Source organism: Nostoc sp. FACHB-190, assembly GCF_014696905.1.
Taxonomy (GTDB): domain Bacteria; phylum Cyanobacteriota; class Cyanobacteriia; order Cyanobacteriales; family Nostocaceae; genus Nostoc_B.
Window position 1 is genome coordinate 19,562 of the sequence record NZ_JACJQW010000002.1, and the last position, 22,873, is coordinate 42,434.

Below are 22,873 nucleotides of genomic sequence, written 5' to 3' on the forward strand. Positions count from 1 at the left end.
CAGAGACGCAGAGGCGCGGAGAGTATAGTAGCAACTAGCCCTAACGAATGAAATTCGCGGCTATAAAAACAAAGTCCGCACTTCGGCAGGCTCAGTGACCACCTTCGCGGACTAAGCTAAAACTCTCTTAAACTCTTATAACTTTGCGTCCTACCCTGCGGGAAGCCGCTATCGCGTCTATGCGTCCTTTGCGGTTCGTTTCTTCATAATTTTGCGTAACTCACCAATCATTTAGGATTGCTCTACAATCCCGCAACGATTTGCTGTAATCTTTCTAAACTAGGGTTATCTTGTTTTTGTGAATAGATTTTCATCGCTTGTTCAAAGGTGAGTTTTGCTTCCGCTTTCTTTTTCAGTGCTAATAAAGAATTGCCCTTGTTTTCATAAGCTGCGGCATAATTGGGGTCTCGTTGAATGACGCGATCGCAATCTTTAATTGCATCCTCATATCGTTTACGATTAAATCTGGCGACGCTGCGTTGATAATAAGCTTCGGTATAATTTTCATCAATTTCAATAGCGCGGTCAAAATCTTTAGTTGCATCTTTATGCTGGCTGATGGCGGCGCGAGCAAGTCCTCGGTTAAGATATGCCCAAGCCCAACCACTAGAGTTATCAATGGCTTTATCATAATCTTGAATCGCGCTTTGATAATCTTGCATAGCAAACCGCGCTAACCCTCGGTTATTGTATGCCTCGGCAAATTTAGAATTAATTCTAATGGCTTGAGAAGCTTCGGTAATGACTGCTGTATAATCTTTTTGAATGCGGCGAATTGTGGCGCGTCCGTTATAAGCCTCCGCATTGTTGGGGTCGAAGCGAATTGCTTGGTCAAAATCAGCTAACGCGCTGGTATAATCATTTTGTTCGATGCGAGTTAAGCCACGATTGCTGTATGCTTTTGCATAACTAGGGTCAATTTCAATTGCTTTTTTGTAGTCAGCGATCGCAGCTTGGTAATTTTTCAACTTACTGTGAGCATAACCGCGACTAGTATAAATTTGAGCATCTCTAGGATTTAATTCTATCGCTTTGTTGTAATAGGCGATCGCACCTTGATATTTTCTCTGACCACTGAGTGTATTTCCCCAACGGCTGTAATCCAAAGCATCAGCACGAATATTCTGAGGTAAACTATCAGCATCCAGATTTGCACCCCTTAAATCTGCATTATCCAAGTTGGCACTGTTAAGTTTACTGCCAATCAAATCTGCACCCTGCAAATTCGCATTGTAGAGATTAGCATTTTGCAAATCAGTATTATTTAATCTGGCATTACTCAAATCAGCATTTTGTAAATTTGCATAACTGAGATTGGCATTTTTCAGTTCTATACCCCTCAAGTTATAACCACTCAAATTCACCCGACTCAAGTTAACCCCATTCAGCGACACGCCACGGAAGTTAAAATTCCGCAAATCTGCATTACTTAAATCAACACCATTCAAATTCACACCTTGGAGGTTGACATTATCAAACCGCACACCCCGCAAGTTAGCATCTTGCAAATTTGCTCCATTTAAATTCGCACCACTCAAGTCAGCATTCGTCAAATCAGCACGAGTTAAATTTGCATTACGCAAATCAGCACCACTCAAGTTAGTGCTACTCAAATCAGCGTCACTTAAGTTGGCCTTATCCAAATTAGCCCGAAAAATATTAGCGCGAGATAGTTTCGCCTTACTTAAATTACTATTACGCAAATTAGCGCCACTCAAATCTGCATTACTTAAGTCCGCACCACCCAAATTTGAGTCCGATAAATCAGCACGCAGCAAATTTTTCCAGCTAAAATTTGCCCCGCTTAAATCGCATTTCGCACAGTTATTTGTATCTATTAGTTGTTTGATATGTTCCGGCTTGCTGGCGTAAACCGGAATTGTAATTAACAGTGGAGTTAAAACGGTCAGAGTTATGAAAAACTGCTTTAGATTTTTTGCTTTAGTATTGCCAGTGTATTTTCTTAGCATCCGTCACTCATCCTCAAGCTTCTTTTAACTTTTACAAGCTCAAAACCTAGTATTACGGATCAACCTAAAGCTATCTTTGTTCCTTCGCAAATAGTTTATACTTAGCCGAAGCCTTGAGATCATAATTAAATTACGAAATATAAAAACCCTATGCAGTATGTGTAGGGTGTGTTACGGCTTACGCCTAACACACCGAAAGCTTTGCGGTAAATATGTTACGGTCGCTAACAGATGCTACGTAGATTTCAGGAATCAAATATTAGTCCTATAATCTACTCCCACAAAGATTAGTTACCTAGGAAGCCACTGAGAGAGGCGGGGAACCCGTCTAGCACAGTGGCGTTAGGCCTTTTCAATCTAATTCTTAATTAACTGTTACACCAAAGCGACTGAACCTGTGTAGTCTTTGATAATTCCTAAAGAATGATCACCTGAACTGATGAGTGTGTCATTTCCCATTTGCGTAAAAGTGGCATTTAAACCGCTAACATCTAAACGATCCTTCTTATCAAAACCATAGATTGTAGCAAAGCCACTGCTTCCCAAAATCACCGTTTTATTACCGCTTCCCAAATAAACGGTATCATTGCCACCTCCTTGAACAGTGGCTTCAGAAAAGTATATTTCTTCAAGGTCTTGGATAGGGGCCGGAGCAAAAAAAGTGTCTCCGCGAAGATTCACCACATCACGACCACTTCCTGTAAAAATTGTGTCGTCGCCCAGACCAGATATGATTAAATCATCTCCAGAACCAGAATTAATGAAACTTTTAGTGCCAATTGTAATGACAGTATCGCTACCACTTCCTGTCAGAATATCCACAACATCAGAATTAGGCGCTCCATCAAAAAGTTCAATATTTGCAGAGGTAGCTAAAACGAAATCTTTCCCTGAACCTGTTGTAATACTTGTTTCCCCAGCTACGACTACTTTAATCAGGTTGTCGCCATTTCCTGCATTAATAGTTTGTTTGTAAGGTTCTGCTCCAAAAAATTCAATATCAATTAAGATTGTAAATGCCCCATTAATAGTTGTGGTAATCAAATCATTTCCTGCACCTGTGGATACAGAAGAATTACCTGCTCCTAGATAAATTGAGTTATTACCATTACCAAGATTAACTTGAGAATTAGCAATTCCTGTCAAATCAATAATGTTATTGCCGTTGCCAGCCGATATTTTGATATTACCAAAAATGCCAGTACCATCAACAATATTGTTACCTTGACCGAGATCAACAATATAATTACCCTCTCCTAAAACAACAAAATCATCACCAAGTCCAGTATCAATAGTTGTAGTACCTCTTATTGATGCTTCAGGTATTACACCATAACCACCATAAAAAATTGCGGGGCCAACATAAGGAGGATAATTACTAATAAACAGGAACTTAACATTTTCTATAATGACATCATTCCCTCTGCCAGTCTTGATGACGTTATTCGTACCTAAAACTTCTAGCCAAGTATTTTTTTGATTGCTCTGAAAAGTTTGGTCACTTCCTATTAATGATTCAACAGTGTAATTAATTCCCCGAAAAAATCTTGTTGTCATAACATTATTAACCTTGCTAAAACTGATGAGTTACCCAAAAATCACCCAAGCCCAAAACTAGTGTTTCAAAGTAGTAAAGCTTAGGTTGATGTTTGGTCAATCTTCTTCTATCACGCCAATGAAATGAATATTTATTATCCTGACAGCATGAAAATTTGTTCCAACGATCAGCATTGGAATGCAACTATGCTTATAGACAATAAAATCTCAAATTTCTCATTTGCTAAAAGTAGAGAAATTTGCTCTCATTTTGCTTAGAAGTGATTAAACAGATTTATTTCCTATTCTCAGTAGACTCAGTACAAATCCGGAATAGTATCCAGCCAATATAGTTAAAAAAAATAAACCTGAAACTGCAAGTATCTTTAGCCAAAATCACAGCCTGAGAACCAGAATGCTCAAATTTATATATAGCAAGACTTTGCAGGCTAATTTATAAATAACAACACAGTGATGAGATAACAAAATATAAAAACCCTGTGCAGTACTACACAGGGTTTTGTAAAGTTTATTTGCAAAAATTCTCAGCATTCAACCTAGAACATATTCATAATCGTGATAATACTCACACTAGTTAACATAATCAAAGCGCCCATAACTACGGATACACCTAGCTGATTGGGTTTAGAACTGTTCATTTTTTTATTTCCTTAATGAAATGATTATGCTTTGTTTAACAATAACAATCTCCGTATAAATATCTACGAAAGCAATGCAAAACTTAAATTACCGTAAATTATCTTAGTAAACACTGTTGTATGTGCTTACAAACCAGGAGTTTTTGAATAATAGTATCAGTATGAGAATAATTAGTATCTTAAGCTACAACTTTACTGAAACATACAATCTAAATGCTAGGGATAGTGCTTGAAGGCTACTCAGGATTGGTGATGAGAAAAATGATAAAATTTAAGATTGCGATATTTGCGAGTGTCATTTTATTTGCAACTCAAATTGGTGTGGAACCGAGCCAAGCTCTCCCTGTGCCAGATGCCAAGCCACTGACTCCTTTACCTCGTCCAACTGTAATATTAGGATTTGGTGGAGTTTTGCAACCGGACTGTGTTCGACAGGTTGAAGCGGGTGAATATCGCTGTGCAAAGCGTTGGGCAGAAGTAACCCATTTGCTCAAATCATTGGTTTATCAAGATGTTGAGTCCCAACTTATTGCACCCCTGCAACATCAACTGGCGATCGCAGATCAATCCTGGCATCAGTTTCAAACACAACACTGTCAACAGTTAACTCAACGCTTACGCAATACGCCAGATTTTCCAATTGCAACATCTGTCTGTTTAGCGCGATTAAATAACAATCGCATTCTAGAATTACAGAGAGGTGGTCAGATTATTACCCTCCAATCTCACGATCCTCGATTTGAATCCTTACTTGATCGACTCAAATTGAGAAATTCATCGGTGCAACGTCACTGGGAGCAATATCAAACTCAGTATTGCCAGATCGAAAAAGCTCTATTCGCTTTTAACTCCCTGAGATTGGCGGAATGTCATCAGCTTCTCAGAGAGGCTCGACTTCACCAACTAGAAGACCTTCTGGCAGCACCTACTCGTGGTTTAGCTCTCTTCAATAGTTTTGTGCTACCTGGAATTCCAGAGCTAAATTGTGTGGATAAGACACAGTTTGGGTTAAATCAATGCGCGGTCTATTGGTCAAAAACAACTCAGTTTTTGCAATCAAGTATTTATGGCGATTGGGCAGAAAGACTATCGAAGCAGTATCAGCCAACATTTGCGATCGCACAGAAATACTGGCAAGACTATCGTGAAGCACATTGTACTGAGTTGGTTGAACCTTTTAAGGAAGGTTCTATGGCACCGATGCTCTATCATCGCTGTTTAGCTCGGCTAAATAACGATCGCATTGCGGATCTAAAGGGGATAGCTGTATATGATTCAGAAGACGAGCCGCAGCAATCACAAGTTACATCTGGACAAGATAAGACTCAGCCTCTTTGGGAGCGTTATCAAACTCAGTATTGCAAGTTTGAGTCACGGTTTTTTGGTAGTCAAACCAGAAGTAAGCAATGCCCAAATCGGTTAAATCTGGGGCGTTTGCGTCATCTCAAAGCAATGATGAATACTCGATAAAGAGGAAAATAATAGTAGTTTATGACTTCAAACGATTGGCAGTGAGGAAAACGATCGCAATCCCAACCGTATAAGCAACCAAATCTCGCCAGTCGAAAGTAGATCCAATTGTTAAATGAGCTAGTTGGGAGTTTCGCCAGCCTAAAATATCAATGAGATTAAGAAACTGAAGAAACTCAATCAAGTAGGCAAAGATGAGAGTTCCAATAGCAACCTTCCGTAATGGAACTGCAATAAAAGCATGAACAAAGTAAGCAATCACCATGACAATTAAAACGTCGCCCAGTAACGGTCTAATCCAATCATCTCGGAAGCAGAGGGCAATTATTAAAACTATTGCAAATAAAATTGCAAACAGAGTGAAAGAGGTACGATTAAATCTCAACCACTTGAGATTAAAGAATTGTTTAGGCACAATTGATTTCCTGGGTGTGATTCGTCAGGATCGTAACATTGTTCTTTCAAATTCGCCTAAAATCATGAATCCAATTAGTGAATTAATTTGGCAATGGTGATAGGCTACGTAAGAGCCAAGGCTGGAGTACATACATCATATTAAGAGCCATAATTACATTTACTATCGCTAAACTGAGCAAATTCACTCTGATATTTTTCAGGACTATATAACGGTGCTGCTTGCTGTGTTGTAATTTTTTTCAAGCAGATTAAGCGATAAATTTCCAATCTACCATATGTACTAATTGGATTGGCTCCATTTTCTTGAGTTTTACCTTCAATTGCTACTTTTTTGTACCAAAACAAAGCCTTTTCTATATCTATTGGAGTACCCAAACCTTGCTCATACATCTGACCAATTTTTTGCCAAATAAAGGCATTATCACTATTAATGAGAACCGCTAAGGCTTCTGTGTAACGTTTAGCTTCGTAGAGTGCATTACCATATTTGTGTATTACCCAGCTATTACTAGGAGTTAATATATATATTTGGCGTAGATATTCGAGATAATTCCCAGCATTTTTTGGAATTGTTCTCAAGTTGATTGATTTTACACTTGGGTCGCTAAAAAAAACAAATTCCATGAGGATTTCGGACAATAATTTTCCAGAAGATTTTTTCTTGGCTTCATGCAGCCATTTGCTAGATTCATTTTCATCTTTTTGTAAACCCATCCATCCGGAAAAATAGGCTCTGTAGAGAAAATATGCGGCAGGTGCGTAATCAAGCTCTGCTGATCTGTGATACCATTTCAAAGCTGATTGGCGATCGCTCTCTTTCCTAATGCCAAATTCTTCCAAATTGTAGGTTTTTGCCAGCCAGTAACAAGCAACTGCATCATTTTGATCGGCTAAAGGTTGTAGCCGTTTGCGGAGAGCGATCGCTTTTTGGTGGTTAAATTTACCAAATTCAAAAATCCGATTAAATTCGGTAATTTCTGCTGGTGAAATTTGAGTTTTTAAGGGATATTTTTCTGATTGAAGTTCTACTTTATAAGTTGTTCTGGCATCAACATATCCAGATTTTCCGTTAATTTTCACCTTCCATAACTGGGGTAATGAATTCTCTTTTGTAGACTTAACTGTGATAGAAGATATTGATTGATGAGTATCACTAGATATAGATGGAGTTGACAACAATGTTATCCCTGTTATCGCTACTAGCAAAATCAAGGTATGGTGAATATGAGATTTCATATTTGTGACTTCATCTGTAGTAATGTCACTTATCCATAACTCAAAACTAACTCAATTGTCATCCCTAAAAATCATCGGATACACGAAACCAATACCAATCAGCATCTAAGTAAAATATCTGACAATTAGCATTATTCATATTACTTTGGTTTGGGTTCCCAGTTAAAATCATGAGGACAATCGCATTCTTGAGCTTGGTTGCAGTTAATTACCATCTTGCTAAAGCAAAAATTTAGGATAGTCCCGTTGTCAAATTTTACTTGTAAATTGCCTGGACTACGAAAACCAGCACCACTGTAACCAATAATTTGATACTTAGAACTTAAGTTTGAGACATTAAAGAAATATGGTTTAGGGCTGAAGCTAGAATCACCATTTAAGTCATTTAAACAAAAGGCTTTTGTTATATATCTTTGTGCAATAATTTCTGCTTCTTTTGCCGATGGATCACCAATTGTACTGATAAAATTGTCGGATATTTTGGTGATTTTATGAGCTTGAGTACAGTCAACTATATGAGTTTTTAAAAAGTTTACTGGGAAGGCAAAACGTAATAAACAATAAATTAAACCTAGTGTTAGAATTCTAATAATCGAGATTGGAATAAGTTTTTTCATTGACTACAAGAGATAACGCTGTTCTAACTTTGTGTTGCTGATAAGAAAATTGCGATCGCCAAGTGCTACAGATGAAAGCATAACACCCCATTACGGGTAGCAGCAATTACTCGCTGATATGCAGTATCTATTGCGATCGCCTGTATAATTGCATCTGTTTGGTACTCTGCTTTCACAACTCCATCTTGAATATTTAGCAAAGCCAGGGTTTTTCCTGCTCCTAATACTAGGGTTTGGTCATTGAGAAAAGCAATATCACTTTGCCAAAGATTTTCCTCATCATGTTGATGTTGGATGTAGGGTAGGGAAACTTCCCAAACTTTATCGAGAACAGAAGTTGGTGTAGGATGATTATTTATTCCCCAATGACTGCGATCGCTAAATAGTTGGGAACGATTAAATCGACGGTATGTCACCAATAATTTCCGTTCAAAATGATAGCAAGTATGGATAAAAGCGTCCTCGTTGGGACTAAAAATAGTGGTATCTTTATGACAGCGCATATCCCCCCAAAAACCTCCCCGAAGAGAAAATTTACCAGTCGCTAAATCATCAATCCAATGAAGTTGAAAATAGCTGAATTGGTCAATTGATGAGTTGATAAAAAACTGCATCTTTGGGTCAAATACCAAGCTGTAACTATATTCTGTCTCGAAAGCAAAACGTTGAATTATACCCGATGACAATTCTATTAGATACAGCGAAGTATATAATTCGACAACAACGATGTACTGTTGACAGGGAGTAATCGTGACACAACTTGGTATATCGTTACATTCAGGTAACTCTATTTCCTGGATACAGCTAAAATCTTCCCAGCGACGAATTTCTAAGATGGCATTGACTGACTTGGATGGAAGTTGGTAAATATTATTACACTGAATAATGGCGATCGCATCTGCTTGGGGTATTTTGGTAAGTAAACTTAATTCTGTATATCGTTCCAAAGAAGACTCTGACAACATCTGGGCTTTATCGGCAACATCCCAACGTACCAATTTATAACGCTTTTGATCAACAGTTAAAGTAATTACCTCTTGCTTACTCGGATCGTAAATTAAAGTTTTGCAGTTCATCTTGGGAGAAAATCGCCAGTTTTTAAGTTAATTTTAATTGCAGGTACTGTTTAATCTCGATTTCCCTCCAAGGGAATCGTTACCCACTCACCAACGCGATGGGGTGAATTAAAAAGACAATGACAAATGACAAATGACAGCCCTCACTAGTTATCTGTAATTGCACCGACCTACTTATTTATCATTAATATGGAAACACGGAATTATTGAAATTTTTATGATTAAAATTCTCCATCTTTCAGATATCCACATGGGAAGCGGTTTTTCCCACGGTCGAATTAACCCGGCGACTGGGTTAAACACGCGGTTAGAGGATTTTGTGCAGACTTTATCCCTGTGCATCGATCGCGCATTGACAGATGCTGTAGATTTGGTAATCTTTGGTGGTGATGCCTTTCCTGATGCGACACCGCCGCCATATATCCAAGAAGCTTTTGCAAGTCAATTTCGTCGGCTGGTTGATGCGAATATCCCGACAGTATTGTTGGTGGGAAATCATGACCAACATTCCCAAGGCTTAGGAGGCGCAAGCTTAAATATTTATCGAACTTTGGGTGTACCGGGATTTGTGGTAGGTGACACATTAACAACTCATCACATCGAAACTCGTAACGGTAAAGTGCAAGTCATTACTCTCCCTTGGTTGACTCGTTCAACATTAATGACGCGCCAAGAAACTGAAGGTTTATCGTTATCAGAAGTCAACGAGTTATTAACCCAAAGGTTACAAGTTGTCATCGAAGGGGAAATTCGTCGCCTTGACCCAGACGCGCCGACTGTATTATTAGCACACTTGATGGCGGATAATGCAACTTTAGGCGCAGAACGTTTGTTAGCGGTGGGTAAAGGTTTTACTTTACCGTTGTCGTTGTTGACACGCCCTTGTTTTGATTATGTAGCTTTGGGACATGTCCACAAACACCAGAATTTAAATAAACAGAACAACCCGCCAGTCATTTATCCGGGGAGTATTGAACGGGTAGATTTTAGCGAAGAAAAAGAAGACAAAGGTTATGTGATGATTGAACTGGAACGGGGAAATACAACTTGGGAATTTTGTCCCTTACTCGTTCGCAGTTTCCGCACTATTGAAGTGGATATTTCCAAAGCCGAAGATCCCCAGGGGGCAATTTTGAAAGCGATCGCCAAATATGATATTCAAGATGCAGTAGTGCGATTAATTTACAAACTCCGTTCTGAACAGTTAGATGTGATCGAAAATGCTGCCTTACACACAGCCTTACAATCAGCCCACACCTACACCATTCAACCAGAATTACTCAGTCAATTAGCTCGTCCCCGCGTTCCCGAATTGAGTGCGAGTAACAGCATCGACCCAATGGAAGCTTTGAAAACTTACTTAAATAATCGTGAAGACCTCAAGGAAATCGCTGCAACTATGCTAGAAGCAGCAGAAAAATTACTATCTGATGATGTACAGTGAAAAATTAAATGGCGTTAAGACAAATTAGTGTCATTAAGTTAAGCCTTACTCACTTTAGGCTTGCAACTATTACTATTGATATAGCTTGTATTTTTCCCTGCTACTTTTAAGCTAACGGTCTTTGAGTACAAGCTTTACAGGCTCAATGACAGTAATTTGGCATCACGACAAATAAAAAGTCACTGTACAATTGCACTGGTTGATAGAATCAACGCAAAGTTTATTAGGACATAGACAAGAACACTGTTACCGCAGATGTGAGTGCGCCTTTTGAGAGGGCGAGACGGCACAGGATCGGTGATGTCTGCTGGGGTTGTTTATACGGTAGATGGGGAGGCTGTTGAGTTAGCGGAGATGATGCGGCGGTTTCCTGACCCAGAATGACACTTAAATCTGTTGCAGTTACTTACGCCTGGAGTGCTGTTGCGTTCTTCGGACAGTGAATGAAGGAGGAAGAAGAGATCGCGCCTTAACATCGGTTGCTGACTAAGAATTACCTTCACTTGACTATCTCCGAAAAACTGGCTTGCAAAGGGGGCGACTATTGTTGCTCTGATATGACGGTGATTTGGGGTAGAGTTCAGGTCTGTAACCTGAATTTTCCTGAGTTTGCTGTGATTTGAGCCTTTACCAACTCCTGAATTTAACTCAACTTTGAATTTTAAAAACACAGTACAAGTATTAAGTGCCGTGAATCTTAAGGAGACTTATTTGCCTGAATTGGGCAGTAAACTAGCCTAATTCAACACCTAAAATAGCATAGTTGCTTCAACTGTTTTTCTATTTAGAGCGCAAAATTAGGCAAGAAATCATAAGAATTTGCTTAATTGAGCAAAAAGTAGTTGACACGCATCTATCTAAAGGTATATGGTTCTTGTAACCTATAAAGCTTGATAGTTAACACTTTATAACAGCGTAACAACCACGCTCCAAATGACCGCTATCTTTGCAAATTTATAGGGTTACGTTTTTCCACTAAAAAGCATCAGACCAAATCCATAAATATCTGTCCGTTTGTTTGGATAGGATTAACTTAGCTACTCTGGCTCTACTAAAGATATATCTTGGGCTGCTATCGTTGCAACACGATGGTTTTATTAGCCAACAAATCTGCATCTGTAACGCTTTGAATCAGACTTATCAACAAAGACAAGTTTATTAAATACTGCGAAGTATTTGAGAAAATTCTTCCTAATTTTGCAGTAATGCGGCAGATAGCAGTAAATCTTTTAGGTAAAGAGAAGCGTGTGAAACGGGGGAACATAGAACCGTGAACAGTGAATAAATTGGTGTGTAATTCATTGGACTGGAAAACGCTATATTTATCTTTTTCTCAAAATAACCCATATCTTTAAGCTTTGGGATTAATTCACTCACAAAATAGGAGTTATTTTCATGAACAAAATCTCAAAAATAGTGCTGTGTCTTTTCTTTTCTCTAATGTTTGTGGTGTCCGGGATACTCCCATGTCTACCTACTGGCCTTGCTTTTGCCGATACCAACAAACCTAATATCCTAGTGATCATGGGGGATGATATTGGCTGGTTTAACATCAGCGCCTACAACAGAGGCATCATGGGCTATCGTACCCCGAATATTGACAACCTTGCTAAAGAAGGAATCATGTTCACCGATTATTATGGGGAAAATAGTTGTACAGCTGGTCGTGCAGCCTTCATTACGGGTCAAGCTTCCATCCGTACTGGGATGACTAAGGTGGGGCTACCCAGTGTACCGGTGGGTTTAAAGAAAGAAGACCCCACCCTAGCAGAGTTACTCAAACCCCTTGGTTATCGTACTGGTCAATTCGGGAAAAACCATCTCGGTGATTTGGATGAATATCTACCAACCGCTCACGGATTTGACGAATTTTTTGGCAACCTCTACCACTTAAACGCTGAAGAAGAACCCGAAAACGAAGACTATTTACCCGAAGGGAAATCTCCCATATTCGATCAATTCCGACCCAGAGGCGTACTCCATAGCTTTGCGGGTAAAAATTCTTATACCTGTGACCCCACCCAAAACGAAACCCCTGCTGAGGAGGTTGGAGAGACTGGGGATCAAGTGGTCTGCAATACAGGCGCACTAACTAAAAAGCGTATGGAAACCATCGATGAAGAAGTTTTAGGTCATACTCAAGAATTCATTGCAGATGCTCAAAAAGCAGGTGAGCCATTTTTTGTTTGGTTTAATACCACTCGGATGCACGTCTTTACCCACCTCAAAGAAGAATCTCAGGGAGTCACTGGGCAAGGAATTGAAGCTGATGGCATGGTCGAACATGATCAACAAGTCGGGTCACTGATCAACTTCCTCAAAGACAAAGGTTTAGATGAAAACACCATCATTATCTACACTACAGACAACGGTGCAGAAGTGTTTAGTTGGCCAGATGGGGGGACAACGCCTTTTCATGGTGAAAAGAATACCAATTGGGAAGGAGGTTTCCGGGTTCCTGCTATTGTTCGCTGGAAAAACCATTTTCCCGAAGGTGTGGTTTCTAATGAAATCATGTCTCACATTGATTGGGTTCCAACCCTGATGGCTGCTGCGGGTGTGGATAATATCCAGAGACAACTTTTAGCAGATGGCGATGACCTGAAACTAAAGGCACAATATCCCGAATATGAGCAATATGCTGTTCATTTAGACGGTTATAATTTCTTGCCCTACTTATATACTGCTGACAGGTTAACAAATCACCCAGAATTCAAGAAAAATTGTCCTATTAACTCGGAGCGATCAACTCCTTCCTATTGTTCCCCCCGTAACGGGTATATCTATTTCACCGATGACGGTTATCCATCAGCAGTTCGCTATAACGACTGGAAATTAATCTTTAAGGAACAACGGGCGGAAGGCTTTGATGTTTGGGCAGAACCATTTGTTGACTTGAGAGTACCCATCATAATTAACTTACGGCGTGATCCCTTTGAAAAAGCTCCCCACGAGTCAGAGTATTATGCTGACTGGAAGTTCCGCCGAATTTTCTTAGCCGGCCCCATAACGTCCTATGTTGCAGGGCTTCTCCAAACCTTTGTTGATTATCCCCCTCGCCAAAAACCTGCTTCTTTTACTATCGATCAGATAGTAGATGGGGTAGTAAAAAAGGTTAAAATCGACAGATTAAAAGAGAAAATTCCCGTTATTACACCGTTAAGAGAACTCCTTGAAAAGCTTGTTGATGGAGTTGAAAACTAAAGCTATCTTAACTCCCTGATTACACTACAGTATACTACACAGAAGAATTAGGAGAATCTTTCAAATACTATTTATTGTTAAAGATCGATCCTCCTTTTTCTCTGAACAACCCTGCAAACTCTTTTGAATATATTTAAATTTGTCATGAATTTTCCCAATATTAACCGAAAGACTATCTCGTTTTTTCTCGCAGTTTTCTTATCAATCTTTTGCTTGGGAGGAGCTTTTAGCTGTCTGCCGGCTTATGCAGCCTTAGAGTCTTGGTCTGACACTTCTACTAATAAACAAGCAATTGTTGATTTTGTTAACAAAGTGATTGCGGATGGTATTTCAGAAAAAGATCGTATTGCTGTCTTTGATAATGATGGAACTTTATGGGCTGAAAGACCTCATTATTTTCAAAAAGATTTTATTAAAGACAGATTGAAGAAATCATCAAACGTCAGAGTCAGTAACTTAGTGAAAATGACGCAAAAAGAAATCGAGAAAACTATAGGAGAGCCTATTTCAGCCGAGGGTAAAATCATTCTCAGCGAAATCCCCAGTACAATTGGAATAACCAACGGTCAATATAAGACTCAAGCTCACGATTTTCTGGTTAATACCAATCATAATAAATTGGCTTCTAGTGATGATAAAGGTTTTATAAGGTTCGATACGCCCTACATCAACCTAACTTATCAACCCGTTATTGAGTTAGTTAATTACCTCAAAGAGAATGGGTTCAAAGTCTATATTTGTTCTGGCGGTGGCATTTATTTTGTCCGTTCCTTTTCTGATGAAGCTTATGGCATTCCCTCTGAAGAAGTGATCGGTTCTGCCATTAAGACAACCTATGATGAGTCGAATAAAATTGATGGACAGGGGGGAAGTTTGGTGCGTAAATTATCGTTAGCTCACTATGGCGATCAACAGGGTAAACCCGTAGGTATTGAACTCTTTATTGGGAAAAGACCTTTGATTGCTGTGGGTAACTCTAGTGGTGATTTTGAGATGTTTAAATACACAGATTCTGGGTTTGATAAATCCTTAATTGTGTTAATTAACCATGATGATTGTGAGCGAGAATATAAATACAATGATGTGCCTGGAAGCACTCATTTGAAAGATGGTGTGGAAGTACCTGATAATGAATCTCTCGACTATGCCCAAAATCATGATAATTGGATTGTAGTTAGTATGAAGAATGATTTTAAGTCCATTTTTAAGTCAAACCCATCAAGAACACATCCTGTTTGTTCTAACTAAATTTTAATCCGTAGGGTGGGCTATCCTACCCTACCGCCCGTTAAATTAAGACTTTATATTGTTAAAATTTGCCCACTTACTTTGATGAAGAATTTTGTCCTAAAGTCACTCATTCTCTGTTTACTAACTCTCTCTTTAATTTTCAGTTCTTCCATTCCAGTAAAAGCATCTCCCATAAACAATAAATGTCCAGAGAGCATGGTATTGATTCCTAGCGGAACCTTTAATATCGGTTCAGATACTCACTATGAATCAGAACGTTCTGCTAAAGATATTACTGTTGATAGTTTCTGCATTGATCGCCACGAAGTCACTAACGCAGAGTTTCGCCAGTTTGTGGAAGCTACAAGCTATCAAACCATTGCAGAACGACCTCTACCTAAAGAACAATTTCCGGATTTAACCAATGAACAACGTCAACCCGGTTCTCTTGTCTTTCAACCTCCTTCCGGCGGCATTCAAAAGATAGCTTATTTAAGCTGGTGGCATTGGGTTGTCGGTGCTAACTGGCAACATCCTTACGGACCTGATAGCAACATCGAAGGGAAAGATAACCATCCTGTTGTTCATATCGCTTATGATGATGCTCTTGCTTATGCCAATTGGATCGGGAAATCTCTCCCGACTGAGGCACAATGGGAATATGCCGGGCGAGGGGGACTTAAAGATCAAGATTTTACTTGGGGCAATCAATATTCTGCCAAAAAGGCCAATACTTGGCAGGGGATTTTTCCCTTCTTCAACAAGGAAGAAGATGGAAATATAGGAACCGCCCCCGTAGAATCTTATCCGCCTAATGGCTATGGGTTGTATGATATGACAGGCAATGTCTGGGAATTAACCTCTGATTGGTATCGTGTGGGACACTCAGGAAAGGATCATAGTCTTAATCCAGTCGGTCCGAATAAGGAGGCCAGTTTTGACCCCAAAAAACCTGATGAGGGTGCATTGCACGTTATTAAAGGAGGTTCTTACCTGTGCGCTAAAAATTATTGTAGTCGTTATCGGCCAGGCGCCAGGGAATCTCAAGCACCTGATACCGGAACGACTCATATCGGGTTTCGTTTAGTCAAGAACTTATAGTGATCGCATAACCTCAACTTTCGTGAAAAAATTATCAATGGCTGCGGCTGGTGTACAGTGAAAAGTTATATCATGTCCGGTTGCTTGAGATCATCTACTAGGTGCTGTTTCCCTTGATTTGAGCATCTGCGTAGGCGAAGCCCGCCGAAGGCATCGCCTAATCCTCCCTCTCCTAATTCGTTGTATCTTTTCACCAGGGCGTATATCCATGTTCTGCTGTAACCTGTGGCGTAAGTCCTATTAGTGTCATTAAGTTAAGCCTTACTCACTTTAAGCTTGCAACTATTACTATTGATATAGCTTGTATTTTTCCCTGCTACTTTTAAGCTAACGGTCTTTGAGTACAAGCTTTACAGGCTCAATGACAGTAATTTGGCATCACGACAAATAAAAAGTCACTGTACAACAATTAGACGTGGCATTTACCGAGTGTGAAAGTGCTTCCTTCCTCTTTTTCTTACTCAGCACTCAGCACTCAGTACGGTAAAGCGATCGCAAAACAACTACCAATGCCTAGCTCACTAGTTAAGGTAACATCTCCCCCATGTAATTCAACGATGCGTTTGACAATAGCTAGTCCTAACCCTGTACCTTGATACTTGCGGCTGAGGCTACTATCAACTTGAATGAAAGGTTCAAAAACTCTGTGGAGATTTTCTGGGGCGATACCAATACCTGTATCTGTGATGGCAATTTGCAGATAATTTTGCTGATCAATTACCTTGGGAAAAATCACTTCTATAGTAATTGAACCACCATCTGGGGTGAATTTTACCGCATTATTGAGCAGATTAATTAATACTTGGCGAATGCGTCGTTCATCTATATATAAATTAGGTACATCAGCAGGTAATTTACTTTCTATTTGAATTGATTTTTTGGCGGCTTGGGGTTTGATTAATTCGAGACTTTGTTCGCACAAGGGAATAACTGCGGTTTTGGTATATTGGAGTTCAATCTGGCCAGAGGAGATTTTGGAGATATCCAGAATATCGTTAATCAATTCCAGTAAATGAAACCCACTCCGCTCGATGGTTTTGAGGGTTTTGAGTTGTTTTTCGGTCACTGGCCCAAAGATTGCTTCTTGCAATCCCTCCGTCATACCTAAAATTACGTTCAGAGGGGTACGCAATTCGTGACTCATGGTAGCCAGAAACTCGTCTTTGAGTTGAGTTGCACGCATCAGTTCTGCATTGGCTTGTTTGAGTTGTTGTTCTTGTTGTTGGCGATCGCTAATATCTCGTGCGATGGTAGAAAAATACTCCACTTCACCATTGCTAGATTTGTGGGCAATCACTAGTTGCGAAACTGGAACTTCTCTTCCTTTGTGATCTAGCAGCGCCGTTTCTCCCACCCACATTCTTGAAATTCTCGCTGTCGGCAATGCTTGGTTGATAATTATCTCTAACGCCCAAGCTGGATGCTGTTCGGTAATATTAACTCGGTTGGCTGGCGCGGCTCCATCTAAATCCAATAAATTGCGCCAAGCTTGGTTGAGGTAGAGGATTTTACCTTGGGGATCGGATGTACCAACAAAATCTGAGGTGCTTTCGAGAATTGCCAGCTGTCGCTTTTGTTCTGCTTCAATTCGCTTAGAGTCGTTGATATCTCGAATTATGCCTTGGTATCGAATTACCTTACCGCCAGCATCCCGAATGGGCGTAACATTGACTGTCACCCACAAGTAACTCCCATCTTGGCAAAGATGGCGAAACTCTTGCTGGAGAATTGTTTCACCTTGCTCAATCAAACATCTAACTGGTTTTTGAATCTGTTCTTGATCATCGGGATGGATAAAAATCGAGAAGGATTTACCAATGCAATCATCTGGGTTAAATCCAAAGATTGTTTGAAACTGGGGAGAGAGATAAGTCAGTGTACCATCTATTTCTGCTGACCAAATCACATCGCTGACTCCTTCCACCAAACCTCTAAATTTGGCTTCACTTTCTGCTAGGGCGGCTTCGGCTTGTTGGCGTTCTTGGAGCGATCGCTCTAATTGTTGGGCATAAGATTGGGATTGCTCATATAATCTGGCATTTACCAGGGAAATTGCGGCTTGGGAACATAGTAATTTCAGCAATTCCACTCGCTCATCGGTAAAAGCTCCAAAGGTGACGGCATTTTCTAAGTACAAAACAGCTACTAATTGCCCTTGATTGAGAATTGGCGTACATAAAATACTTTTGGGTTGATACTGGAGACAATAAGGATCATTAATGGTGCTGATATGGGTTTTATAGTCGGTAATCACTGTTTCCCCAGTCCGCTCGACATAATGAATCAATGGGCGGAGGATGTGTTGGCATTTCTCGATAGGTTTGCGTTCTAGAGATTGAACAGTATCGTTAAAATACTTAATTCCCAGTTCCAAAGCACCGTCATAATTCCAAAAAAGTGCGGCTTTGTCTGCACCAGCATTGGTAATCACCAGTTGAATCAAGTTCTGTAGTAGTCGATCAGTGTGAATTTCGCGGGAGAGGGTTTGATTGGCTTTGATAACTGTGTTTAAATCCAGGGTGGCGGAAAATTCTGGAGTCAGTTTTGATTTAGTCCCTGGTGTGGGGTTGGTGATGGATGTGAGTAGGTGGGGATAGGTTTGTACTAAATCCTGAGTTTTGGCTTTAGCTCCCCAAAGTTCATAACAGCGATAAGCTTCCTGCATATAAATAGCGGCAAATTTCTCTTTACCCCAAGCTAGATAAAATTTGGCGGCGAGTTCGTTGGCGAGGGCTACATCTTGAATAAATCCGTTGGTTTTAGCATTGGCGATCGCGCGATCGTAATATTCCATTGCTGCAATTTGATTACCCACAACCCGATTTTTTTCGGCTGTGACTAATTCCCAACGGTGTTGATGATTGCTGGGCGCAAAAGTTGCCCAATGATGTAGCTTATCTTGTTGCTGTTGGACTTGCTGTAAAATTGTTTGACGCGCTTGTGGTGTCGCACTCGCATAAAGATTCAGTTGAATTAAGGCATCAAACCAGGTATGGATGACAATTGTCAATGTTGCAGTTCCGCTACTAAGATACTCCACTGTTTGCGCCGACAGCCGAGCCGCCGCTTCATACTGGTGAAATAGGTAATACAACACTGTTTGATTGATATACCATTGCAACAAACCAGAAAGATATTTATCCTCTCGTAGTTGGGGTAAGGCTGCGTCTGCATCAAAAATCTCACCAGTCAAGTGTTCAGGATGTGGGTTAGTACTTAGTAAGTTAATTACTGCTTGATGACAAACTGCTTGCAAAACTAAACAATGAGTATGCTGATGCTTAATGATCACATGCCGATAAAAATCCATCTTGAGGACTAATTCTGGTAAAGCCTGACCTTGATAATAAGCATAGGTGCAATAAGCGCCAGCATTGAGATTAGCTGATTCTAAATCTCCAGTGGCGATGCCGCTTTGATAAGCTTGTTCTAGGGGATGTAAAAGCTTAGATAAGTTATCTTTCCAATGTTTAATAAAGTAGTAATTTACAAACCCATTGCGGCTTTTAAATGCCTCAATTTGCAGGCGATCGCGCAATTTTATGGACAATTCTCCAAATTCGTAGCCGTTTTCAATATCATTAATCACACCGCAGAGAACTACACCATAGTCACCGTAAGCAAACACCGAAGTAGGCGAATTGCCAAATTGAATGGAGATTTCCACTTGTTTGAAAATCAGCAATGGCATTAAATCAGGTGCGATAATATAAGCTGCTGAGGACAAGACGGTTAAAACTTCCATCTGGGCTAACAGATGAGGATCTTTGAGGGGGGGCAAATCTAACAAACTCTCGATAGATTTATCTACCCATAGCGATCGCGTTCTGGCAAATGCTTGTTGAATATCTGCTTGAGTCGGCTGTGCGGGAAATTCTACTCCCAAGGAGCTTAAAAAATCTAATCCAATTTGCAGGGAATCGGCAATTTTGCCTTGGACGTTAGCTGCAATAATACAGTTTTGCCGAACTTTGATGGTGTCTAGTAAATTCTGGGCATTTTGACAGACAATCTCAGCCCATTTTGTCACCCCGGCAAAATCGGAATTGAGATAGCAAACTTCTGTGATTTCTTGGTGTAAGGCTAGAGTCAGAGGGTAGAGTCTTGTCCAAGCATCTGGCGGCAAAAGTTGGATACCTTGTTCAAAATAAGCGATCGCTGTTTTGTAGGTATGAGTTAATTTGGCTTTTCTCCCCGCCGCTAAATTTAATTGAGCTAAATTTTCTCGTTCTGAAGATTGGGTAAGTAAAGTGATGCCGTCATTCCAATGATTGACAATTACAAACAAGCGTTCTTCCTGTGCTTCTGGAGTCAAATTCTCTAATAAAAGTTGACCAATTTTGAGATGAATCACTGGTTTTTGATATTCAGGAATGAGAATATATGCTGCTTGTTGGACGCGATCGTGTAAAAATATGTAGGCAACATTTTGTGTTTTATGTAATTTATTGAGCAGATTTTCTGTGCCAAGATAAAATTTATAAACTCCATTAATTGGTAATACTAAGCCTTCCTGTAAAGCTTTCCATAAATTAGCAGCCGCTTCTATTGGAGATTGTTGGGAAACAATTGCTAGAGTATCTAAATCAAAAGAATTACCAATACAAGCTGCTAACTGCAATAACTTTTGAGTGGCTGGTGGTAATCTTTGCAGTTGCCAACTCATAAAGGTCACAACATCTTCTGTGAGTGATTGAGTCGTGATTTGGGTAATTTCACATTGCCAACAACCCAATTCCACATCAAATGTAATTAACCCATTTTGGTGCAGTGCTTTGAGAAATTGGTTGATGAAAAATGGATTGCCTTGCGTTTTTTGAAATACCAAGCCCGAAAGCGGTAATGCCAAACTTGCTTGACATTTGAGTGTATCAGCAACTAATTGATTGATATGTAATTGATGGAGTGGTGCTAAACTAATTTTATTAATAGTGACTTGATTTTTTTGTAGTTCACTCAAAGTCAACATCAATGGATGTCCTGCTTGGACTTCGTTATTGCGGTACGCCCCAATTAATAAAAGGTAATTTGCCTCAGTGATTAATAGCTGAATTAATTTTAAGGATGCCCCATCAACCCACTGTAAATCATCTAAAAATATGACTAGGGGATGGTCTGCACTGGTAAAAACTTGGGTAAATTTTTGGAATAATAAATTAAACCGATTTTCGGCGGCTGTTCCTGATAATTCTGCGGCTGGTGGTTGTTTGCCAATAATTTTTTCTAATTGGGGAATAACTTCAATAATTACCTGTGCATTTTTGCCCAGAGCTTGTAATATTTTTTGCCGCCATGCTTGAATTTGTGAATGATTTTCTGTTAATAACTGCCCAATTAAATCACGGAAAGCCTGCACAAACGCACTCAAGGGAATATTCCGGTTAAATTGGTCAAATTTGCCTTTAATAAAATAACCACGTCGGCGCAAAATTGGTTTATGTATTTCATTCACAACCGCAGTTTTACCAATACCAGAAAACCCAGCCACCAGCATAATTTCCGTTGCGCCTAAACTGACGCGCTCAAAAACTGCCAGGAGCGTTTTAATTTCATTTTCTCTGCCATATAATTTATCAGGAATAATGAAGTGATCGCCAAAATCTCTTTGTGCAATTGGAAAGTCAGGAATTTGGCCAGTTGCTTGGAGTTGTCGGTAGCATTTTTCTAAATCAGATTTCAGTCCCAAAGCATTTTGATATCTGTCTTCAGCATTTTTAGCCATCATTTTCATGACGATATCAGCAATGACTTGGGGTATTCTTGGGTTAATATCGGGCAATTTTGGCGGAATTTCAGCAATATGAGCATGAAGCAACTCCATTGGATCATTTGCTGAAAAAGGTAACTTTCCTGTAAGTAATTGATAAAATGTTATTCCCAAAGAATAAAAGTCTGTACGATAATCTATACCGCGATTCATTCTCCCTGTGTTTTCTGGCGATATGTAAGCGAGAGTTCCTTCTAAGACGTTAGGGTTAACAATGGTTTGGGTTTCGCGCGGCAGTAAAGATGCAATACTAAAATCAATTAATTTAACTTGTTTAGTTGCAGGATTAATTAATATATTCCTGGGTTGAATATCTTTATGGATGATGCGTTCGTGATACAGTACATTTAAGGCATCGCAGAGTGCGATCGCTACTTCTAAAAATTCTTGTATTGATTTTAAGTTTTTCCCCACCCCCCACTCCTGGAGAGAAATTCCGCCAAAGTCTTCCATTACCAGCGCATAACCATTTTGGTAAGGTTCCAGGCTATAGGTTTGAATAATAAAAGGGGAGTTGAGATTTTTGGTGATTGTATAATGGTTCCGCAATGATAAAATTTCACTGAAATTAGGATGAGGATTCTTGAGCAGCTTAATGACTACAGGCAATGAGTCAACTTCTCGATATCCTCGATACACTAGAGTTCTAGCGCCATTGTAGATTTCTGCAATCAAACGATATCCAGTCACACTCAGCATATTGCCAACTCTTAAATACCAAATATAAGTATTCCCATACGCAGTGTCTGTTTCTCCAGCTAGACGTATGAGTTTTAGTGTTAGCGGAATTAAGTTAACTGACAGATAAGAATTTAAGAATCAGAAGTCAGAATCCAGAATCATTAACAAATCAAGGTTTTTTGTCAGATATTCTGATTATTTAGAATTTTGATACTTAGTATTTCATATTTCAGCCGCGATCGCAACTAAGTATTAATTCATGCTCAGGATGCAGCATGATTAATCAAATTTTCCCTAAACAGAGAATTGAATAGTCTAGAAATACTAGTACAGGTTGGCAGAAATCAAGCACCCATTATAAATTGCTGAAGAGCTTACTATCAGGGTTTCTTCACTTCAGACTTCAGGATTTTTGTACTAGTGATTCTACTCTAAACCCGCAATATTTTGCAATATTTATAAAAG

13 protein-coding genes are annotated in these 22,873 nt (G+C 39.6%); 6 read left to right on the plus strand and 7 right to left on the minus strand.

Going from position 1 to position 22,873, the window contains the following annotated elements:
• Positions 1-242: 242 nt before the first annotated feature.
• Both H6G28_RS03080 and H6G28_RS03085 read right to left on the minus strand, forming a co-directional pair.
• Positions 243-1,970 carry a pentapeptide repeat-containing protein gene (locus H6G28_RS03080; RefSeq protein ID WP_190668921.1) on the minus strand — a complete coding sequence of 576 codons (1,728 nt, stop codon included), beginning with the start codon at positions 1,968-1,970 and terminating at the stop codon, positions 243-245.
• Positions 1,971-2,345: 375 nt separating this feature from the next.
• Positions 2,346-3,527, minus strand: coding sequence for an autotransporter outer membrane beta-barrel domain-containing protein (locus H6G28_RS03085; protein WP_190668923.1), 1,182 nt, complete (start codon positions 3,525-3,527; stop codon positions 2,346-2,348).
• An 899-nt stretch (positions 3,528-4,426) separates the two neighbouring features.
• On the opposite strand from H6G28_RS03085, the gene H6G28_RS03090 reads away from it, so the two are divergent.
• A complete protein-coding gene (locus H6G28_RS03090) occupies positions 4,427-5,635 on the plus strand; it encodes a lysozyme inhibitor LprI family protein (RefSeq protein ID WP_242054440.1) in 1,209 nt (402 codons plus the stop codon).
• A 19-nt stretch (positions 5,636-5,654) separates the two neighbouring features.
• Here H6G28_RS03090 and H6G28_RS36665 read toward each other — a convergent pair whose 3' ends face one another.
• The 4 genes from H6G28_RS36665 to H6G28_RS03110 form a co-directional block, all read right to left on the minus strand.
• Positions 5,655-6,050: a ribosomal maturation YjgA family protein gene (locus H6G28_RS36665; protein ID WP_313949886.1), complete on the minus strand. Its 396-nt coding sequence runs from the start codon at positions 6,048-6,050 to the stop codon at positions 5,655-5,657.
• A gap of 140 nt (positions 6,051-6,190) precedes the next feature.
• Positions 6,191-7,288 carry a tetratricopeptide repeat protein gene (locus tag H6G28_RS03100; RefSeq protein WP_190668927.1) on the minus strand — a complete coding sequence of 366 codons (1,098 nt, stop codon included), beginning with the start codon at positions 7,286-7,288 and terminating at the stop codon, positions 6,191-6,193.
• Positions 7,289-7,428: 140 nt separating this feature from the next.
• Positions 7,429-7,905, minus strand: coding sequence for a hypothetical protein (locus H6G28_RS03105; protein ID WP_190668929.1), 477 nt, complete (start codon positions 7,903-7,905; stop codon positions 7,429-7,431).
• A 65-nt stretch (positions 7,906-7,970) separates the two neighbouring features.
• Positions 7,971-8,981: a hypothetical protein gene (locus tag H6G28_RS03110; RefSeq protein ID WP_190668931.1), complete on the minus strand. Its 1,011-nt coding sequence runs from the start codon at positions 8,979-8,981 to the stop codon at positions 7,971-7,973.
• A 217-nt stretch (positions 8,982-9,198) separates the two neighbouring features.
• On the opposite strand from H6G28_RS03110, the gene sbcD reads away from it, so the two are divergent.
• From sbcD to H6G28_RS03130, 5 genes are all read left to right on the plus strand, one after another.
• Positions 9,199-10,425, plus strand: coding sequence for an exonuclease subunit SbcD (sbcD, locus tag H6G28_RS03115; RefSeq protein WP_190668933.1), 1,227 nt, complete (start codon positions 9,199-9,201; stop codon positions 10,423-10,425).
• A gap of 261 nt (positions 10,426-10,686) precedes the next feature.
• A complete protein-coding gene (locus H6G28_RS37260) occupies positions 10,687-10,809 on the plus strand; it encodes a hypothetical protein (RefSeq protein ID WP_277877244.1) in 123 nt (40 codons plus the stop codon).
• A 1,011-nt stretch (positions 10,810-11,820) separates the two neighbouring features.
• On the plus strand, positions 11,821-13,629 hold the full coding sequence (locus tag H6G28_RS03120) for an arylsulfatase (protein WP_190589405.1): 1,809 nt from the start codon (positions 11,821-11,823) through the stop codon (positions 13,627-13,629).
• Between the two features lie 144 nt (positions 13,630-13,773).
• Complete coding sequence (locus H6G28_RS03125) at positions 13,774-14,877, plus strand: HAD family hydrolase (RefSeq protein WP_190589404.1); 1,104 nt, start codon at positions 13,774-13,776, stop codon at positions 14,875-14,877.
• Positions 14,878-14,961: 84 nt separating this feature from the next.
• Positions 14,962-15,960, plus strand: coding sequence for a formylglycine-generating enzyme family protein (locus H6G28_RS03130; RefSeq protein ID WP_190589403.1), 999 nt, complete (start codon positions 14,962-14,964; stop codon positions 15,958-15,960).
• A 475-nt stretch (positions 15,961-16,435) separates the two neighbouring features.
• On the opposite strand, the gene H6G28_RS03135 is transcribed toward H6G28_RS03130, so the two are convergent.
• On the minus strand, positions 16,436-22,426 hold the full coding sequence (locus H6G28_RS03135; RefSeq protein ID WP_190668934.1) for an AAA family ATPase: 5,991 nt from the start codon (positions 22,424-22,426) through the stop codon (positions 16,436-16,438).
• Between the last annotated feature and the right edge of the window lie 447 nt (positions 22,427-22,873).

What these genes read in the sequence shown, in the direction of transcription:
- H6G28_RS03080 (WP_190668921.1), bottom strand. Translation starts at nt 1,970, where the DNA reads ATGCTAAGAAAATACACTGGCAATACTAAAGCAAAAAATCTAAAGCAG.
- H6G28_RS03085 (WP_190668923.1), bottom strand. Translation starts at nt 3,527, where the DNA reads ATGACAACAAGATTTTTTCGGGGAATTAATTACACTGTTGAATCATTA.
- H6G28_RS03090 (WP_242054440.1), top strand. Translation starts at nt 4,427, where the DNA reads ATGATAAAATTTAAGATTGCGATATTTGCGAGTGTCATTTTATTTGCA.
- H6G28_RS03100 (WP_190668927.1), bottom strand. Translation starts at nt 7,288, where the DNA reads ATGAAATCTCATATTCACCATACCTTGATTTTGCTAGTAGCGATAACA.
- H6G28_RS03105 (WP_190668929.1), bottom strand. Translation starts at nt 7,905, where the DNA reads ATGAAAAAACTTATTCCAATCTCGATTATTAGAATTCTAACACTAGGT.
- H6G28_RS03110 (WP_190668931.1), bottom strand. Translation starts at nt 8,981, where the DNA reads ATGAACTGCAAAACTTTAATTTACGATCCGAGTAAGCAAGAGGTAATT.
- sbcD (WP_190668933.1), top strand. Translation starts at nt 9,199, where the DNA reads ATGATTAAAATTCTCCATCTTTCAGATATCCACATGGGAAGCGGTTTT.
- H6G28_RS03120 (WP_190589405.1), top strand. Translation starts at nt 11,821, where the DNA reads ATGAACAAAATCTCAAAAATAGTGCTGTGTCTTTTCTTTTCTCTAATG.
- H6G28_RS03125 (WP_190589404.1), top strand. Translation starts at nt 13,774, where the DNA reads ATGAATTTTCCCAATATTAACCGAAAGACTATCTCGTTTTTTCTCGCA.
- H6G28_RS03130 (WP_190589403.1), top strand. Translation starts at nt 14,962, where the DNA reads ATGAAGAATTTTGTCCTAAAGTCACTCATTCTCTGTTTACTAACTCTC.
- H6G28_RS03135 (WP_190668934.1), bottom strand. Translation starts at nt 22,426, where the DNA reads ATGCTGAGTGTGACTGGATATCGTTTGATTGCAGAAATCTACAATGGC.